The sequence below is a fragment of the Streptomyces sp. NPDC036822 genome, from assembly GCF_055609145.1.
The window spans coordinates 186057-203346 of record NZ_JBVJPY010000011.1 but is presented as its reverse complement, the minus strand read 5'-3'; the positions used below and the strand labels follow the sequence as shown (position 1 = coordinate 203346).

Annotated in this window: 15 protein-coding genes; 9 read left to right on the top strand and 6 right to left on the bottom strand. The window is 72.2% G+C overall.

All coding sequences use genetic code 11. From position 1 onward, the window contains the following. The first annotated feature begins 107 nt into the window (after positions 1–107). From ACZ68P_RS24580 to ACZ68P_RS24555, 6 genes are all read left to right on the top strand, one after another. Complete coding sequence (locus tag ACZ68P_RS24580) at positions 108–563, top strand: Lrp/AsnC family transcriptional regulator (RefSeq protein ID WP_365717696.1); 456 nt, start codon at positions 108–110, stop codon at positions 561–563. A gap of 93 nt (positions 564–656) precedes the next feature. Beyond that, positions 657–1820, top strand: a complete 1164-nt coding sequence (gene mqnE / locus ACZ68P_RS24575; RefSeq protein WP_471009638.1) for an aminofutalosine synthase MqnE — start codon at positions 657–659, stop codon at positions 1818–1820. A 111-nt stretch (positions 1821–1931) separates the two neighbouring features. Next, positions 1932–2456, top strand: a complete 525-nt coding sequence (locus ACZ68P_RS24570) for a GNAT family N-acetyltransferase (protein WP_471009635.1) — start codon at positions 1932–1934, stop codon at positions 2454–2456. Between the two features lie 57 nt (positions 2457–2513). After that, entirely contained in the window at positions 2514–2807 is a 294-nt protein-coding gene (locus ACZ68P_RS24565) for a DUF4229 domain-containing protein (RefSeq protein ID WP_471009633.1), read from the top strand. 360 nt (positions 2808–3167) lie between these two features. Next, positions 3168–4493: a dicarboxylate/amino acid:cation symporter gene (locus ACZ68P_RS24560; protein ID WP_471009632.1), complete on the top strand. Its 1326-nt coding sequence runs from the start codon at positions 3168–3170 to the stop codon at positions 4491–4493. A 181-nt stretch (positions 4494–4674) separates the two neighbouring features. After that, positions 4675–5325, top strand: coding sequence for a TetR/AcrR family transcriptional regulator (locus tag ACZ68P_RS24555; protein WP_471009629.1), 651 nt, complete (start codon positions 4675–4677; stop codon positions 5323–5325). On the opposite strand, the gene ACZ68P_RS24550 is transcribed toward ACZ68P_RS24555, so the two are convergent. Then, on the bottom strand, positions 5294–6175 hold the full coding sequence (locus ACZ68P_RS24550; protein WP_471009627.1) for a MaoC family dehydratase: 882 nt from the start codon (positions 6173–6175) through the stop codon (positions 5294–5296). The two genes, ACZ68P_RS24555 and ACZ68P_RS24550, sit on opposite strands and share 32 nt — an antisense overlap. Before the next feature lie 253 nt (positions 6176–6428). Here ACZ68P_RS24550 and ACZ68P_RS24545 point away from each other — a divergent pair, with 253 nt between their 5' ends. Further along, positions 6429–8366 (top strand): AMP-dependent synthetase/ligase, encoded by a 1938-nt coding sequence (locus ACZ68P_RS24545; RefSeq protein WP_471009626.1) that lies wholly within the window; start codon positions 6429–6431, stop codon positions 8364–8366. A gap of 152 nt (positions 8367–8518) precedes the next feature. Here the strand turns inward: ACZ68P_RS24545 and ACZ68P_RS24540 are convergent, their stop codons facing one another. From ACZ68P_RS24540 to ACZ68P_RS24525, 4 genes are all read right to left on the bottom strand, one after another. Further along, complete coding sequence (locus ACZ68P_RS24540; RefSeq protein WP_471009749.1) at positions 8519–8767, bottom strand: SCO4226 family nickel-binding protein; 249 nt, start codon at positions 8765–8767, stop codon at positions 8519–8521. Between the two features lie 41 nt (positions 8768–8808). Continuing rightward, positions 8809–9468, bottom strand: coding sequence for a pyridoxine/pyridoxamine 5'-phosphate oxidase (locus ACZ68P_RS24535; protein WP_471009624.1), 660 nt, complete (start codon positions 9466–9468; stop codon positions 8809–8811). A gap of 38 nt (positions 9469–9506) precedes the next feature. Beyond that, positions 9507–12848 (bottom strand): hypothetical protein, encoded by a 3342-nt coding sequence (locus ACZ68P_RS24530; RefSeq protein ID WP_471009621.1) that lies wholly within the window; start codon positions 12846–12848, stop codon positions 9507–9509. Between the two features lie 259 nt (positions 12849–13107). After that, positions 13108–14295 (bottom strand): thiolase C-terminal domain-containing protein, encoded by a 1188-nt coding sequence (locus ACZ68P_RS24525; RefSeq protein WP_471009620.1) that lies wholly within the window; start codon positions 14293–14295, stop codon positions 13108–13110. A gap of 134 nt (positions 14296–14429) precedes the next feature. Here ACZ68P_RS24525 and ACZ68P_RS24520 point away from each other — a divergent pair, with 134 nt between their 5' ends. Both ACZ68P_RS24520 and ACZ68P_RS24515 read left to right on the top strand, forming a co-directional pair. After that, positions 14430–15731, top strand: a complete 1302-nt coding sequence (locus tag ACZ68P_RS24520; protein ID WP_471009619.1) for an acyl-CoA dehydrogenase family protein — start codon at positions 14430–14432, stop codon at positions 15729–15731. After that, complete coding sequence (locus tag ACZ68P_RS24515) at positions 15710–16189, top strand: nitroreductase family deazaflavin-dependent oxidoreductase (protein WP_471009618.1); 480 nt, start codon at positions 15710–15712, stop codon at positions 16187–16189. The genes ACZ68P_RS24520 and ACZ68P_RS24515 overlap by 22 nt, the downstream gene beginning before the upstream one ends. Before the next feature lie 117 nt (positions 16190–16306). On the opposite strand, the gene ACZ68P_RS24510 is transcribed toward ACZ68P_RS24515, so the two are convergent. Further along, a complete protein-coding gene (locus tag ACZ68P_RS24510; protein ID WP_471009616.1) occupies positions 16307–16954 on the bottom strand; it encodes a TetR family transcriptional regulator in 648 nt (215 codons plus the stop codon). Positions 16955–17290: the final 336 nt, after the last annotated feature.

The window sequence follows — 17290 nt, the reverse complement described above, 5'->3', positions numbered from 1 at the left end:
CGGTCACTCTTCCTCACCATGAAAGATCACAGGGTTACTCATCCTGTGTACCTTAGATTTCATACCTAAATTCGCGGTATCGCTGGACAATGGAAGGCTTCATACTCATGGACGCCGTGGACAGGCAGCTCATCCAGGCTCTGCGCGAGAACGGCAGGGCTTCGTACGCCGAGCTCGGCCGGCTCGTCGGGCTCTCCGGCCCCTCCGTCACCGACCGCATCAACCGCCTCGAGGCGGCCGGCGTCATCACCGGCTACCGCGCCACCGTCGACGCCGCCTCGCTCGGTCTCGGCGTCACCGCCCTCATCGGCATCTCCCTCTCCGACGCGGCCGACCACGAGGACGTGGCGCGCCGGCTGAAGGACCTCGCCGAGATCGAGGACTGCTGGTTCATCGCGGGCGACGACTCCTTCATGCTCAAGGTGCGCGCCAACGACGTCGACGGCCTGGAGAAGACGATCCGCCGGCTCTCCGGCACCAAGGGCGTCTCCCGCACCCGCACCACGATCGTGCTCTCCACCAAGTGGGAGAACCGGGTCGGGGACCTGCCCGAGGAGGACTGACGCGGAGCGTCCATGGGGGTCCCCTCGCCCGAAGAGCGGGGGAGTACGGTGGTGGAGCCTGTTTTACGTCGGATACATGGGAGGCGGCCGTACATGGACGCTGGGCTCAAGCGCGAGCTGGAGGAGAAGGTCCGCGCCGGTGAGCGGCTGAGCCGTGAGGACGGTATCGCCCTCTACGACTCCGACGACCTGGCCTGGCTCGGCGGCCTGGCCCACGAGGTCCGGACCCGTAAGAACGGTGACGTCGTCCACTTCAACGTCAACCGGCACCTCAACATGACGAACGTGTGCACCGCGTCCTGCGCGTACTGCTCGTTCCAGCGCAAGCCGGGCGAGAAGGACGCGTACACGATGCGCATCGAGGAGGCCGTCCGCCTCGCCAAGGCGATGGAGGGCGAGAACCTCACCGAGCTGCACATCGTCAACGGGCTCCACCCCAACCTTCCCTGGCGCTACTACCCGCGCTCGCTCTCCGAGCTGAAGAAGGCGCTGCCGAACGTCTCGCTGAAGGCGTTCACGGCCACCGAGATCCACCACTTCGAGACGATCTCGGGCATGTCCGCCTCCGACATCCTCGACGAGCTGATCGAGGCCGGCCTGGAGTCCCTGACCGGCGGCGGCGCGGAGATCTTCGACTGGGAGGTCCGGCAGCACATCGTGGACCACCGCACGCACTGGGAGGACTGGTCCCGGATTCACCGGCTGGCGCACGAGAAGGGCCTCAAGACCCCCTCGACGATGCTGTACGGGCACATCGAGGAGCCCCGGCACCGCGTCGACCACGTGCTGCGGCTGCGTGAACTGCAGGACGAGACCGGCGGCTTCCAGGTCTTCATCCCGCTCCGCTACCAGCACGACTTCGTGGACATGCAGGACGGCAAGGTCCGCAACAAGCTCCAGGCGCGCACGACGATGGCCACCGGCGCCGAGGCCCTGAAGACGTTCGCGGTCTCCCGGCTCCTGTTCGACAACGTGCCCCACGTCAAGGTCTTCTGGGTCATGCACGGCGTCCAGACCGCCCAACTCGCCCTCCAGCACGGCGCGGACGACATGGACGGCTCGGTCGTCGAGTACAAGATCACGCACGACGCCGACAACTACGGCACGCCGAACAAGCTCACCCGCGACGATCTGCTCGAACTGATCCGGGACGCCGGCTTCCGCCCGGTGGAGCGGAACACGCGGTACGAGATCATCCGCGAGTATCCCGGACCCGACGCCGGGCTCCGGGAGTCGCCGCAGCCGATGCGGGTCTGACCTCCCGCCGCCTCCTCACCGGACGGCCGTGGCGCGCGGAGGCGCGTGCCACGGCCGTCCGGCGTACGGACACCTCTTGAGACGCGTCGAGGTAATGGCTAGCCTTCGCCTATGCCCCTTACCTTTGAACTGGACCCCCCGGTCACCCCGGCCCTGCGGGACGGCATCCTGCGCCTGTGGGCGGACGTCTCCAACGCGGGCGGCGCCGTCGGCTTCGTGCCCCCGGTGACGACCGAGGAGGTGCGGCCCGAACTGGTCAAGCACCTGGTCGCCATGGCCGAGGGGCGGATGCGGCTGGTCGTCGGCCGCGAGGAGGACGGCACCGTGGCCGCCACCGCCTTCGTCGCGCACAACACCCACCGGCTCATGAAGCACTGGGTGTGGCTCTACACGGTCATGGTCCACCCCTCCCACCAGGGCAGGGGATACGGCCGCGACCTCATGGCCGCCGCCGAGCGCGAGGTCCGCGGCCTCGGCGGGATCGACGCGATCCGGCTCACCTGCCGGGGCGGCACCGGCGTCGACCGCTTCTACGCCTCCTGCGGGTACAAGGAGGTCGGACGGGTGCCCGGCGCGATCCGCGTGGCCGAGGGTGACGACCGCGACGACATCGTCATGCTCCTCCCGCTGACTTGATCCGTTTCGTCCCATGCTTCACTGGAAGCACCCAGTGAAGCTGAGAAAGGGGCCGACGTGGCCGAGAACGGAACGGGTGCCGCCACCCTCCGGTACACCCTCCTGCGCATCGGCATCTTCGCCGGCTGCTTCCTCGCACTGTGGGGCCTGGTCTACCTCGGCGTCCTGCCGCGCGGCCTCGGCGACTCCAACCTGCTCTGGGTCCTCGCCCTCGCCGTGCTGGTCTCCGCGCCGCTCAGCTTCGTGCTGCTGCGCCGCCAGCGGGACGAGATGTCGGCGAGGATCGCGGCCAAGGTCGACCATGCGAAGGGGCGCCTGGAGGCGAACCGGTCCCAGGAAGACGCCTCGTAAAAGCCGCGTAAGGTATTTCACAGCTACAGACCCGCACACCCCGGACGGGAGCTTCCAAGGCTCCTGACCGGGGTGTTCTGCGTTTCTCAGGCGTCCCTGGGGCGACGACCTCTCAAAGAAGGGCTTTGAGGTTCTCAAAGTTCAAGTGTTAACGTGTTCGGCATGAAGACAGCAGTGCGACTCCTCGATGCCGTGAGCACCCCGCTCGTGGCGCGCCTGCATGTCGATCTGTGCCGCTGTATGTCCGCGGTCTGTTGCCGCGAGCTCTGACCCCGGCATCATGCAGCGGTACCGCCTGAGCGCGTGTGTACCGCACCCCCGTCCCCGTATTACCCCGATACGCACCTGTGGAGTGTGTCTGTGTCCGCGTCCGCGTCCGCGCCCGTGACGAAGTCCCCGTCCCGCATACCCAAGATCCCCTTCTGGGCCCAGATCGTCGCCGGTCTCGTCCTCGGCGTCCTGCTCGGCTGGCTCGCCCGCAGCCAGGACATCAGCTGGCTCAAGGAGACCCTCGGCCAGGTCGGCGACATCTTCGTCCAGCTGCTGAAGCTGGCCGTCGCCCCGCTCGTCTTCTTCGCGATCCTGGTGTCGATCACCAACCTGCGCAAGGTCAACAACGCGGCCCGGCTGGCCGCCCAGACCCTCGTCTGGTTCATGATCACCTCGCTTATCGCGGTCGCCATCGGCCTCGCGATCGGCCTGCTCACCAACCCCGGCGCCGGCACCGGCCTCACCCCGCAGGACGGCAAGCTGCCGAAGCGCGAGGGCACCTGGATCGACTTCCTGACCGGCATCATCCCGACCGACGTCATCACGCCGTTCACCGAGCTGAACGTCCTGCAGATCGTCTTCATGGCCGCCGTCGCCGGTGTCGCCGCGCTGAAGCTCGGCGACAGGGCCCAGCCGATCCTCACCCTCTCCGAGTCCGTCCTGGAGCTCCTGCAGAAGGCCCTCTGGTGGGTCATCCGCCTCGCCCCGATCGGCACCGTCGGCCTCATCGGCTTCGCCATCGCCGACTACGGCTGGGAGCTGATCGGCAAGTACGCCACCTTCACCGCCGACGTCTACATCGGCTGCGCGCTCGTCCTCTTCGGCGTCTACCCGCTGCTGCTCGCGACGGTCGCCAAGGTCAACCCGCTCCAGTTCTTCAAGGGCGCCTGGCCGGCCATCCAGCTCGCCTTCGTCTCCCGCTCCTCGGTCGGCACCATGCCGGTCACCCAGAAGGTCACCGAGCGCCTCGGCGTCCCGAAGGAGTACGCCTCCTTCGCCGTCCCGTTCGGCGCCACCACCAAGATGGACGGCTGCGCCGCGATCTACCCGGCGCTGGCCGCGATCTTCATCGCGCAGATCTTCGACGTCCAGCTGGGCATCCAGGACTACCTGCTGATCGCCTTCGTCTCGGTCGTCGGCTCCGCGGCCACGGCCGGCCTGACGGGCGCCACGGTCATGCTGACGCTGACCCTCTCCACGCTGGGCCTCCCGCTGGAGGGCGTGGGCCTGCTGATGGCGATCGACCCGATCCTGGACATGATGCGGACCGCCACGAACGTCGCCGGCCAAGCCCTGGTCCCCGTCGTCGTCGCCGCCCGCGAGAAGATCCTGGACCTCGACAAGTACAACTCCGCGTCCTCGTCCCCCGTCGACGAGCGCGAGAGCACCCGAGAGCCGGTGGCCGTCGCCGCGTAAGGCTCACGCGAACCGCCCTCGTGATGCCCGTGCCCCTCGTGGGGCGCGGGCATCACGGCGTTCCGGGGCCCGTCCCACCTGCGGCGACCGCAGTCGGGCCGTCGGCGCGGGGGCCGGCCGGCCGGTGCGGCACGTAGGCTCTACTCCGCAATCAGCAAGCGGGGGTGGAAGGATGTCCGACGTGGGTGCCTCGAAGGCGAAGCGTCTGCCGCGGGCCGTGCGGGAGCGGCAGATGATGGACGCCGCCGTGCAGACCTTCGGGCAGCGCGGGTACCAGGCCGCGTCCATGGACGACATCGCCGAGCTCGCCGGTGTCTCCAAGCCGCTCGTCTACCTGTACCTGAACTCCAAGGAAGACCTCTTCACCGCCTGCATCCGGCGCGAGGCGAGGGCGTTGCTCGATGCCGTGGCGGCGGCCGTCGATCCCGGCCTCTCGGCCGAGGAGCAGCTGTGGGCGGGGCTTCTTGCGTTCTTCACGCACACGGCGGAGCATCCGGACGGCTGGGCGGTGCTGAGTCGTCAGGCGCACATCCAGGGGGAGCCGTTCGCGGGGGAGGCGGCGCGGATGCGGGCCGAGATCGTGGCGTACGTGGGGACGGTGATCGGTGCCGCGGCGAAGGAGACCCACCGCGAGACGCACCGCGATCCGGAGCTGGCCGAGCGGGACGTGGCCGGGCTCGCGCAGGCCCTGGCCGGGGCGGCGGAGTCGCTGGCGGGGTGGGCCAACGGGACGCCCGGGATGACGGCCCGCGAGGCGGCGGCGACGCTGATGAACTTCTCGTGGGCCGGTCTCGGCAACCTCATGAAGAACGAGCGCTGGTCGCCGCGTTGAGTCCGGCGAAGCCGGTCAGGTGCGTTCGCCCGCCCCGGTGCAGCCGGAAGTGGCCCTGACCGTCGGTCGCGTAGGTGACCGTGCCGGGCAGCAGGACCGGGGCCTTGAACTCCGCCCGGGCCGAAGGGTGTCCGCCGTCCGGATCGAGCTCCGCCAGGCAGCGGGCGAAGGTCCACATGCCGTGGGCGACGGTCCGGGGGAAGCCGAAGGCGCGCGCGGTGAGCGGGTGGAGGTGGATCGGGTTCCGGTCCCCGGAGACCCCGGCGTATCGGCGGCCGAGGTCGGACGCCAGGTGCCACTCGGCGGTCCGTCCGGGTCCGGCCGCCTCCGTCGGCGCGGCGGCGGCGGGCGTACGGGGCGCGGCGGCGTCTCCGGGGCGGTCGCGGCGGGCGAGGTAGCCGCTGCGGGATTCCCAGATCAGCTGCCCGGCCAGGCGGGCCTCCGTCACCATCGTGACCTCGGTGCCCCGGCGGTGCGGGGACAGCCCCTCGGCGTGGACGGTGATCTCGGGGCGGTCGGCCGCGGACCAGTCGGCGTGCCGGGTGACCGTGATCCAGGTGTGGACGAGCCCGAGCAGCGGCAGCGGGAAGTCCCGGGCCGTCATCAGCCGCATCGCCGAGGGGAAGCCGAGGACGTGCGGGTACGTCAGCGGCGGCGGCGCGCCCCCGTCGTGCCGGAACCCGCAGATCCGGGCGTAGCGCGCCAGATGGTCCGGGTCGATCGGCAGGGGTGCGCGGACGATCCGGGTCCCGGGTGTCCGGGCGTCCGGGCGGACCTTCGCGAAGGGGGAGCGGACCACCGCCCCGGCCAGCGACAGGAGGCCGGAGGGCTGTCGTGAGCGTCCCGTCATGCCCCGTACTCCCCCTCTGGAGACGTGATTTACCGTGCAGTAAGGTTACTGAAGAGTCAACAGCGGGTCGAGAGGCGGCGCCACCCGCGCCCGTCCGGGGACCGACGCCGCCGGCGCGTCGCACGGCGCGGGAGACCCGCGCGCCCGGGCGGCGGACCGTACCGCCGTTGACCGGCACCTCCTTCGAGCCCGGCGAAGACGTACCGACGCACGACCTCAGTTCATCTCGACGACCGAGACCGAGGAGCCGCCCGTGCCCGTCGCCACCCCTTCCCCGACCCCGCCCGTCGAGCCCCGCAAGACGGTCGTCGACGGCCGGGTGCGGGAGGTCTCCCTGCCTCCCCTCGCCCCCCGGGTCCCGCGCGGTTCGCTCGCCGACATCCCCTACGACAACGCCCGCCAGGACCCGGGCGCCGTCGTCTTCAGCCGCAGGCAGGAGGACGGGGACCGCCCGGGCGCCACCTCGTGGGCCGACGTCACCGCCTCCGCCTTCGCCGCCCAGGTCCACTCCGTGGCCAAGGGACTGGTCGCCGCCGGTCTCCGCCCCGGCGACCGGATCGCCCTGATGGCGCGCACCACCTACGAATGGACCCTGCTCGACTTCGCCGCCTGGGCCGCCGGCCTGATCACCGTCCCGGTCTACCCCACCTCCTCCGCCTTCCAGGCCCGTTGGATCCTCCAGGACTCCGGCGCCGCCGCCTGTGTCGTCGAGGACATGGCCCAAGCCCGGATGATCTCCGGCGAGCGCCGCGGGCTGCCCGGCCTGGCCCACCTCTGGGTCGTCGGCGGCGGCGCCGTCGACCAGCTGCGCCGCGCCGGGGCCCACGTCCCCGACGAGGCCGTGACCGCCCGCCGCGGCCTGCTCACCCCCGAGACGATCGCCACCCTCGTCTACACCTCGGGCACCACCGGCCGCCCCAAGGGTTGCGCGCTCACCCACGCCAACTTCTTCGCCGAGGTCGACAACGCGATCGAACTCCTGCACCCCGTCTTCCGGTCGGTCGCCGGCGACGAGCCCGCCTCCACCCTGCTCTTCCTGCCCCTGAGCCATGTCTTCGGACGGATGGTCGCGGTCGGCTGCGTGCGGGCGCGGGTACGGCTCGGGCACGCGCCGTCCGTCGAGGGTGACGACCTGCTGCGCGACCTGGCCGGCTTCCGGCCGACATTCCTGCTGGCCATCCCGTACGTCCTGGAGAAGGTGTACGACTCCGCCCGCGCCACCGCCGAACGCGCCGGGCGGGCCTCGTCGTTCGACCGCGCCGCGCGGGTCGCCCGCAGGTACGGGCACGACGGGGAGCGGGACGGGAAGGAGCGCTCCCTCGGGCTGCGGGCGGCCCGCGCGCTCTACGACCCGCTGGTCTACCGCCGGATCCGGGCCGCGCTCGGCGGCCGCGTGCGGTACGTCATCTGCGGCGGATCGCCGCTCGGCGCGCGGCTCTCGGAGTTCTTCACCGGCGCGGGGGTGGCGGTCTTCGAGGGGTACGGCCTCACCGAGACGACGGCCGCCTCGACGGTCACCCCGCCGCTGCGGCCGCGCACCGGCACGGTCGGCTGGCCGCTGCCCGGCACGGCGGTGCGGATCGCCGGCGACGGCGAGGTCTGGCTCAGGGGCGGCCACGTGTTCGCCGGCTACTGGGACTCCCAGCGAGGGGTGGCCCTGCCCTGGACCGACGAGGGCTGGTTCCCGACCGGGGACCTGGGCTCGCTGGACGACGACGGCTATCTGCGGATCACCGGCCGGAAGAAGGACATCCTCATCACCTCGGCCGGCAAGAACGTCGCCCCGGGCCCTCTGGAGGACTGGCTCCGCGCCCATCCCCTGGTCGGCCAGTGCGTGGTGGTCGGCGAGGGCCGGCCGTACATCACGGCCCTGATCACCCTGGACCACGACGGGGCGACCCACTGGCGGCGGATGCGGAGGAAGGACCATCTCGCGCTGTGGGAACTCACCCGGGACGAGGAACTCCTCGCCGCCCTCCAGCGGGCGGTGGACGAGGCGAACCGGCTGGTGTCCCGGGCGGAGTCGATCCGCGCCTTCCGCGTCCTGACAGCCGAGTTCTCCGAGGCTGCCGGACACCTCACACCGTCGCTGAAGCTGCGGCGGGGCGCGGTGCTGCGCGACTTCGCGCGCGAGGTCGACGCGATGTACGAGGGGGGCGAGGGAGGCGACGGGGACGACACCCCCGGGTGAGCGCGGCGCCGCACCGCCGGGGCGGGCGGGGGCCGGGGCTCCTCGCACCGGGCGCCGGCGCACGAGACGCCGGGACTTTCCCTCACACGAGGCGCCGGGGCCGCCTCACACAGGGCGCCGGTGTTCCCTTCCCACCGCGCGCCGGGGCTCCCTCAGACCATCAGCGTCACGGGGTGGATCTCGTCCGCCGCGTGGCCCGTGCGCTCGTGGATGCGCTGGACCGCCTCGGCCGACGGGCCCGAGGACAGGCAGTACACCGTGCCGGACTCCGGGTCCGCCCACGCCTTCTGGAAGTGGACGCCCTCGTCCTTCTCGATGGCGAGGTCGGCCGCGTGGGCCTCCTTGAGCTGGTCAGCCGTGATTCCCGTCATGCCGCGGTGAACATCCATGTACATTCCCATGGTTCTCACACCTCCACCTCCATGGTGCGCCCCCGCCGGGGTCACGGCCAGAGCAGTTCCCGCGACCAGCCCGCGGGGTCCCGGCGGTAGCGCAGCCGGATGTGCCGGCGCTGTTCGTCGCCCTGGAAGAACTCGATCTCGGCCGGCTCCAGGACGTACAGCGTCCAGGTCTTCGCCTCGGCCTCCGGCTCGGCGTGCGCCCGCTGCCAGGCGGCCGCGCTCGCCTCGGCCAGCGTCTCCAAAGAGGGCAGGACCTCGCTCTGCCGGCCGACCAGGGCCGAGGCGAGGGCGCCGGTGGTGCGGGCGTGGAGGTCGGCGTGCGCCTCCTCGGGCGTGCCCGTCGTCACCCTGCCGCGCAGGCGCACCTGGCGGCCCAGCTTCGGCCAGTAGAAGGCCAGCGCGGCCTCGGGGCGGGCGGCGAGCTGGCGGCCCTTGGCGCTGGTGGCGTGCGACGCGAAGTGCCAGCCGCGCTCGTCGGCGCCGTGCAGCATGACGATCCGGACGTCGGGCCGGCCCTCCTCGTCGACGGTGGCCAGGGACATCGTCTGCGGCTCGACGGCCCCGGCGTCGGCGGCCTGGACGAACCAGTCGCGGAAGAGCTCCAGGGGGCCGGCGGGGGCGCCGGCCGGGTCGAAGGCGGGCAGCTCGGTGTCCCAGACCCGCGACGACCGCAGGGCCTCCTGAAAGCGCGAAGTGTTCATGGCGCCATCATGAGGCCCTGCGGGATCAGGCGGGTGGATCAGCGGGTGTAGTACCCGGCGACGTCGGCGATCAGGTCGACCGTGCCGGCGTGGTTGTAGAAGGTGACCTTGCCGTCCTTCACCGGGACGATGACCAGGTTGGGGATGGTCTGGCCGGCGGTGAAGTTGAGGTTCGAGGCGGAGGTGCGGGTCGTCCCGTACGGGTAGACGGAGACGAAGCCGGACGCCGTCGGGTTGGTCGCGGTCACGTTCATGACCACGGCGGTGTACTTCGTCCCGACGGTCAGGCTGACCGTGGCGCCCGCGCCGACCTTGGCCTTCGGCACGCCGAGCCCCGCCCGGGTGTCCATCAGTCGCTTGGGCTGCATGCCGGTGAAGCGGGCGGCGGTGTCCCCGAGCTTGTAGTACCCGGCGACGTCGGCGATCAGGTCGACCGTGCCGGCCCGGTTGTAGAAGGTGACCTTGCCGTCCTTCACCGGGACGATGACCAGGTTGGGGACGGTCTGGCCGGCGGTGAAGTTGAGGTTCGACGCGGCGGTGCGGGTCGTCCCGTACGGGTAGACGGAGACGAAGCTCGCCGCCGTCGCGTTGGTGGCGGTCACGTTGAGCACGGCGGCGGTGGCGCCGGGCTCGCTGATGGCGAGCGTCACCGTCCGGTCCGCCCCGACCTTGGCCTTGGGGACGCCGAGCCCGGCCCGGGTGTCCATCAGACGGCGCGGGGTGACCGGCTGGTACGTCGAGGCGCCCCAGCGGCTGGTGTAGTAGCCGGCGATGTCGGCGATGAGGTCGACGTCGCCGCTCTTGTTGAAGAAGTCGACGTGGCCGTTGACCACGGGCACCTTCACCAGGTTCGAGACGGTCTTGCCCGCCTTGAAGTTGAGGTTGGAGGCGCTGGTGACCGGTGTGCCGTCGGGGTAGACGGAGACGAAGCTCGCCGCCGTGGCGTTGGTCGCGGTGACGTTCAGGACGACGGAGGTGACGGTCAGGCTGGGGACGCCCGCGACGCCCGTGACCTTCAGCCGCGCCCATCCGCCGGCGCCCACCTTGCCCTGGGGCACTCCGAGGCCGCTGCGGGTGTCCATGATCCGCGTCGGGGTGATCGGCTGGTACGTGCCCGGCTCGGACGTCAGCGAGCTCCCCTCCAGCCGGACCGTGCCGGTCAGCGTCCTCTCGTCGCCGGGGGCGACACCGCCGACCGGGAGCACCCGCAGCGACCAGGTGTAGTCGCCGTCGAGCAGACCGCGGCCCGTGGTGTCCTTGCCGTTCCAGCTCGTCTCGACGCCGGCGCCGTCGCCCACGGCGCCGCCGGTGCTGTGCACGAGCCGGCCCTGGGCGTCCTTGATCTCGATCCGCCAGTCGCCGATCGCCCGGGAGAACCGCCACACGGGCGACCAGGACGCCTCCGGCTCCACGCCGGCGAGGCCGTCGAAGGACAGGACGGGGGGCACGGAGGAGCGGAGGGCGGTCATCGGCTGCCGGGGCAGCTCGACCTTCCTGACGTGGATGCGGCTCTGGGCGTCGACGTACGCGACGTCGCCGCCGAACTTGTCCACGGTCCAGGTGGCGCGGCGGCCCGAGCCGGACGCCGAGGCGGGCAGGTCGGCGAAGTCCGTGGTCTGCCCGGTGGCGGCGTCGGTGAGCCGGAGCGTGTCGCCCTCGTGGCGGACGACGAAGCCGTCACCGAGCAGGGCCTCTCCGGTCGGGACGGGGACGCTCTTCTTCAGCGTCCGGTCGTAGACACCCGCCTTCGTGGCGCCGCAGGCCCAGTAGAGCCAGCGGCCGACCGCCTGGAGCTCGGTGGGCTTGCAGCCCGAGCCGAGGTCGACGGCGGCGGAGGTGGTCTTCGTCGCCAGGTCGTAGCCGTTGACCTGCCCGGTGGTCGGGGCGGGCTTCCAGACCGTGGCGTCCCAGAGCGCGACGGCCGGGTCGGTGAGCGTGAGCGCCACGTCGGACGTGGCGGCGTTGTGGTTCTCCAGGTCGGCGACCCAGGTGGTCCCGCCGCTGCGGACGAGGACGTACCGGCCCGCCCCGTCGAGGACCTCGCCCGGGCCGGGCAGGGCCGCCATACGGGTCGACGTGGCGGTGAGGGGGGAGTGGACGGCGTTGCCCTGCCCGTAGGCCGTGTAGCCGTCGCCGAGGGAGACGAGGCCGGGGCGCGGGGAGATCGTCTTGGTCCGCAGCCGCGCGGTGGTGGGGAAGACGGAGTTGGTGTCCACGTCGTGGAGGCCGGTCATCCCGTAGGACTCGGTGTCGGCGAGGTAGCTCAGCCGCCCGCCGCCCAGGGCGATGCCGCGGTACGTCGCCGGGATCTGCGGGATCTTCGTGACGGTGGTGACCTGCGGCGCCGCCCCGCCGGTGCCGGCCGTGACGCGGCGGACGGCCCAGTCGCGGGCCCTGTCACCGCCGGCGACGAGGACGCTGCCGTCGGGCGCGAGGACGAAACCGTCCTCCTCCGCGCGCCAGAGCAGGTCGGTGACCGTGCCGCCACCGAGGGGGACCGCGCGGACGCTGTTGCCCCGCTCGAAGTCGTTGTGCGGGGAGGTCAGCGTGCGCTGGAAGAGCAGGGAGTCCCCGACGACGCTGAACAGGGTGCCGGGGCCCTCGGTGGCGGTCGCTGCGGGCAGCGGCGTCGTCACCGGGCTCACGGCCGGGTTGTCGCGCGGCACGGAGAGCACCTGCGCGGCGAAGGCCGCGTGCGCCACGACATGGCGCTCGCCCAGGACGACGGAGCCGGTCGGGGAGAGGGCGTCCGGGAGCCGCTTCAGGGCGGCGGAGGCGTAGTCGAGCAGGTAAAGGTGGGTGCCGTCGGCGGTCTTCACTCGGACCACCGCGCCCTTGGTGTCCTGTTCGAGGACGACCAGAGGGCCGGTGGCGGCGGGTATCTCCGCCACCGGGCGCTCCACCGGAGCGCCCTCGGCCGCCGCCTGCCACAGGCTCAGCGAGACGAGCCCGCCATCGGCGTCCTGGGTGTACGAGACGGCCGTGTCGGCGCTGTACGCCTTCGCCCAGACCTGGCCGCCGGGCAGCGTGACGGTCTTCTGTGCCGTGGTGGCCAGGTCCGTGACGGTGACCGTGCGCGGCTGGTCGAGGGGCTCGCCGCTGATCGCGGCGGAGAGGCCGGAGTGGCCCGCGGCCTGGTCGGCGGTGATCGGGGTGTGGGTGCCGGTCGCGTAGTCGGTCCAGACGGTGCCGGTGCCTTGCAGCGTGTGGGCGTAGCCGGTGGAGCCCGCGTGCGTCAGCAGGTCCTCGCGCGGGGTGTAGTGCCCCGGGTCGGGGACGACGATCTCGTTCGCGGCGGGTTCGTCGGCGACGGCGGGTGTGGCGGCGCCCCCGGCGACGCACAGGCCGGCCGCGATGCCGAACGCGGTGGCCGCGGCCACGGTTCTGCGCGTGCGCGCAGGGCGATGCAAGGACTGCAAGGGTGGGTCCCTCCCCATGAATGCCTGGACCGGCGTGGGCGGGGCACGTGACGCGGTGGCCTCTGCGGCTACCCGGCGGCCGTTCGCGCGGCCACTCCTCCGGCCCCCGCCGGGACCTGGATCGTAACAGCGACCTCTGACGCCTCGGAAGTCCCATTCGAACTCGTTCAAACGGTGGCGCGGGGCCCCGGGGTCTCGGGGCCCGGGTCCTCGTGCCTCCTCAGCCCCGGCCGAGGACCACCGTCCCGGACGAGCAGAACCAGCCGCCGGTGCCCGACGCCACCGCCAGCTCCGGGAGGCTGCCGTCCGCCCGTCGCACCTGGGCCCCCGGCGCCTCCCCGCGTAGCTGCCGCACCGCCTCCACCAGCAGGAACAGGCCCCGCATCCCGGGATGGCAGGCGGACAGGCCGCCTCCGTCCGTGTTCACCGGGAGCCCGCCGCCGCCCACCGTCAGCCGGCCCTTCCCGACGAACGCCCCGCCCTCGCCCTTCGCGCAGAAGCCCAGGTCCTCCAGCGTCACCAGCGTCATGTACGTGAAGGCGTCGTAGATCTCCGCGAGGTCGACGTCCCCCGGCCGCACGCCCGCCCGCTCGAAGGCGAGCCGCCCGCTGACCGCGGCCGGGGAGACGGTGAAGTCCTCCCACTCCGACATGGTGGTGTGCGAGACGTGCTCGCCGGTGCCGAGGATCCACACGGGAGCCTTGGCCGTGTCCGGTACGTACTCCTCGGCCGCGAGCAGCACCGCGCAGCCGCCGTCGCTGCGGATGCAGCAGTGCAGCTTGGTGAAGGGGTCCGCGATCATCGGGCCGCCGAGCACGTCGTCCACCGTGACCGGGTCGCGGAACATCGCCTCCGGGTTGTGCGCGGCGTTCGCACGCGCCTGGACGGCGACCTCGGCGAGCTGTTCCAGGGTGGTGCCGTACGCGTGCATGTGGCGGCGGGCGGCCATCGCGTACTTGGCGACGAGGGTGTGGCCGTACGGGACCTCGAACTGCAGGGGGCCGCGCGCGCCGAAGGAGAGGTTGGAGGTGCGGCGCCCGGCCTTGATGTCGGCGCGGGCAGTCGAACCGTAGACGAGGAGGACGGCGTTGGCGTGACCGGCGGCGATGGCGTCGGCGGCGTGGGCGGCCATCACCTCCCAGGTGGCACCGCCGACGGAGGTCGAGTCCACCCAGCGGGGGCGCAGGCCCAGGTATTCGGCGACCTCGACCGGCGCGAGGGTGCCGAGGCCCGCCGAGCCGAGGCCGTCGATCAGCGAACGGTCGAGCCCGCTGTCGGCGAGGGCGCGGCGGGCGGCCTGGGCGTGCAGGGAGTAGGGGGTGGCCCCGTCGACGCGTCCGCAGTCGGAGAGGGATATGCCGACGACGGCGACGCGGCGCCCGGCGCGGTTCCGTGAAGTGGTGGGCATAAATCTGACGGTACATCAGATCAGTTGGGGTGGGCCCCCGTCGTGCCGCCTGCCGGGATCCGTCCGCCCCGGCTCTGTGCATCCGCGCCACCCGGGCCTAACATGACGGCCCGTCAGATACGGAGAGGAGCCCCATGCGCGCCGCCGTCACCGAAGAGCAGCGAGAGATCCGTCGTACCGTGCGGGATCTGCTCGTCAAGAGGGCCGGACCGAGCGAGACTCGCGCGGCCGTCGCGACCCCCGAGGGGTACGACACCGACCTGTGGCACCGGATGGCCGGCACGCTCGGGCTGCCCGGCCTCACCCTCCCCGAGGAATACGGAGGCGTGGGCTGCGGGCTTGCCGAGCTCGCCCTCGCGTGCGAGGAGACCGGCCGGGCCCTCGCCCCCTCACCGCTCCTGGCCACCACCGGCCTCGCCGCCCCCCTGATCGCGGCCCTCGGGACCGAGGCGCAGCGCGCCGCCCTGCTGCCCTCCCTCGCGGACGGCACCCTGACCTGCGCCCTCGTCGTCCCGGGTGTCTCCCTCGCCCTCGCGCTCGGCCTGACCGGCGACGACGCGGTCGGCTCCTGGGCCGGCGGCGGCCGGGCGGGCGGCGTCCAGGCGCGGACGGCCGACGGCGGCTGGCGGCTCTACGGCGAGGCGGCGCAGGTCCTCGACGGGCACAGCGCCGGGCTGCTCCTCGTCGCCGCCCACGCCGGTGGCTTCGCGCGCAGCCGCACGCTGCTGTTCCTGGCGCGAGGGGACGCCGCCGGAGTCGTACGCCACCGGCAGCCGGTGCTCGACCTCACTCGCTCGCAGGCGTCCGTGCAACTGCGAGACGTCGAGGCGGAGTTGCTGGGCGAGGAGCCGGTCGACGTGCCCGGGGCGCTCGCCGGGGCGGGGCGCGCGACGGCGGTGATGGTGGCGGCCGAGGCGATCGGCGCGGCACGGGCCGCCCTGGACCGCACGGTCGACCACGTCCGGACCCGCGAACAGTTCGGCCGCGCGATCGGCTCCTTCCAGGCGGTCAAGCACCGGCTCGCCGACCTGCACGTCCAGGTGGAGGCGGCGCATTCGCTGGTGTACTGCGCGGCGCGCGAGCCGGACGCGGACGGCGGCCTGGGCGGCCTCGCCCTCGCGGCCGCCCTGGAGGCGCTGCGGGCGGTGGCGGGCGAGACGATCCAGCTGCACGGCGGCATCGGTTTCACCTGGGAGCACGAGGCGCACCTGTACTTCAAGCGGGCGACGGCGGACGAGCTGCTCTTCGGCCCGGCGCGACGGCTCCGGGCGCGGGCGGCGGAGCGCACGGGGCTCTTCGGCGAGACCGGGCCGCACGGTGACGGGCCCCATGACCGCGCCGGGGACATGGACAGGGGCCGGGCCGGCGACGGCGGGCGGGGCGGGGACGGCGACCGGGGGCGGGTGGGGGTGTCATGGCCGTCGGCACGCGTCTGATCCAGAGGGTGTCCGCCACCCGGGCGTTCGCGAAGGTCGCACCGCACGTCATCCCGGCGCTCGACCGGACCGTGCACCGGCTCACCCGGGGGAAGGTGCTGCTCAGCGCGCGGATGCTGCCCGGTGTGATCCTCACCGTACGGGGGGCGAAGTCGGGGCTTCCCCGCTCGACGCCGCTGGCGTGCATGCCGGAGCCCGGCGGGACGTGGCTGCTCATCGGGTCGAACTTCGGGCGGGAGGGGCACCCGGCCTGGACCGGGAACCTGCTCCGGCACCCGGACGCGGAGATCAGCCTGCGGGGGGAGGCGATCCCGGTGCGGGCCGAGCTGCTCGCGGGGGAGGAGCGGGCGGCGGCGTGGCGGGCGGCGCTCGGCTTCTGGCCGCCGTACGCGGCGTACCAGGCGAGGGTGGAGCGGGAGATCAGGCTCTTCCGTCTGACGCGCCGGCACGGGGAGTGACCGGCGGCGGGGGCGGCGGGCGACCGCGCGCGGAGGGCCCCGGAAAAGGGGAACGCCGACGGTGGTCTCCCGGGCGGGGCCGCCGTCGGCGCGACAGGACGGGTGAGGAGGGCGCGGCTACCTCGTCGGCTTCTTGCCCGTGATCCCCAGGTGCACCAACAGGGCCAGATTGGGCCTGAGTTCGTTCTGCTTCACACCCCAGGTCTGGAAGCCCTTCTGGTGTCCGGCCACCGAGGCCAGCATCGCCACCAGGGCGCCGGCCATCGCGGCCGGGCTGACGTCCTTGTCGACCTTGCCCTTCGACTGGAGCTCCTTCACCGCGTCCGTGAGGGAGTTGGTGACCGAGTTCAGGATCTTCATGCGGATCTTGTAGAACCGCTTGTCGCCCTCGGCGGCTCCCAGGTCGACGACGCGCAGGATCGCGTCGTGCTTCCGCCAGAAGTCCAGAAACCCCTCGACGAGTTCCTCGGAGGTCTGCCAGCCGGCCTTGCCGACCCAGGAACGGCCGGAGACCAGCTCGGTCAACGCGGCTCCCTCCTTGGCCATTTCCTCCGCGATCTCGAGGACGGCGCCCTCGACGTCGGGGAAGTACTGGTAGAACGTCGCGGGTGAAGTGCCCGCCTTCCGGGCCACGTCGATGACCTTGACGTCCCGGTACGGCGAGGAGCTGAGCATCTCGCTGAGGCAGTCGAGCAGCTTCTGCCGCGTCGCCTGACCGCGTCGTCCGGCCACGCGGCCGTCGACGGTACGTACTTGTCCTGTCATGCCGTCAGCTTACCGAGGGGTGATCGGCGCGCGATTCGGCCGACTGCAAATGGGGTGCGGCCCCCTTCAGGCCGTCCTCCGCCTCTCCGTCCCACGCTCCCGCGGCCGTCCTCCGCCTCCACGCCCGGCCCCCTTCCGGCCGTCCTGTCGTCCTCGTCCCCGCTTCCTCCGGGTCTCCTGCGGGCGTCCTCCGAGGCTTCTCCGGTGCTCCGGCGGTGCGCGGACGGCCCCCGCGCTACCCGAATAGGCTTATTAACAGCCTGTGGACAACTTCGGTGGACAACTCAAGGAAATCAAGGGCCCCCGCCGTCATTCATGCGCATATGTTCTATTTTG

Excerpts from the sequence above, each read along its gene's own strand:
- ACZ68P_RS24515 (WP_471009618.1), top strand. The coding sequence starts at position 15,710 with ATGGCCGTCGGCACGCGTCTGATCCAGAGGGTGTCCGCCACCCGGGCG.
- ACZ68P_RS24570 (WP_471009635.1), top strand. The coding sequence starts at position 1,932 with ATGCCCCTTACCTTTGAACTGGACCCCCCGGTCACCCCGGCCCTGCGG.
- ACZ68P_RS24520 (WP_471009619.1), top strand. The coding sequence starts at position 14,430 with ATGCGCGCCGCCGTCACCGAAGAGCAGCGAGAGATCCGTCGTACCGTG.
- mqnE (WP_471009638.1), top strand. The coding sequence starts at position 657 with ATGGACGCTGGGCTCAAGCGCGAGCTGGAGGAGAAGGTCCGCGCCGGT.
- ACZ68P_RS24550 (WP_471009627.1), bottom strand. The coding sequence starts at position 6,175 with ATGACGGGACGCTCACGACAGCCCTCCGGCCTCCTGTCGCTGGCCGGG.
- ACZ68P_RS24580 (WP_365717696.1), top strand. The coding sequence starts at position 108 with ATGGACGCCGTGGACAGGCAGCTCATCCAGGCTCTGCGCGAGAACGGC.
- ACZ68P_RS24510 (WP_471009616.1), bottom strand. The coding sequence starts at position 16,954 with ATGACAGGACAAGTACGTACCGTCGACGGCCGCGTGGCCGGACGACGC.
- ACZ68P_RS24525 (WP_471009620.1), bottom strand. The coding sequence starts at position 14,295 with ATGCCCACCACTTCACGGAACCGCGCCGGGCGCCGCGTCGCCGTCGTC.
- ACZ68P_RS24535 (WP_471009624.1), bottom strand. The coding sequence starts at position 9,468 with ATGAACACTTCGCGCTTTCAGGAGGCCCTGCGGTCGTCGCGGGTCTGG.
- ACZ68P_RS24540 (WP_471009749.1), bottom strand. The coding sequence starts at position 8,767 with ATGGGAATGTACATGGATGTTCACCGCGGCATGACGGGAATCACGGCT.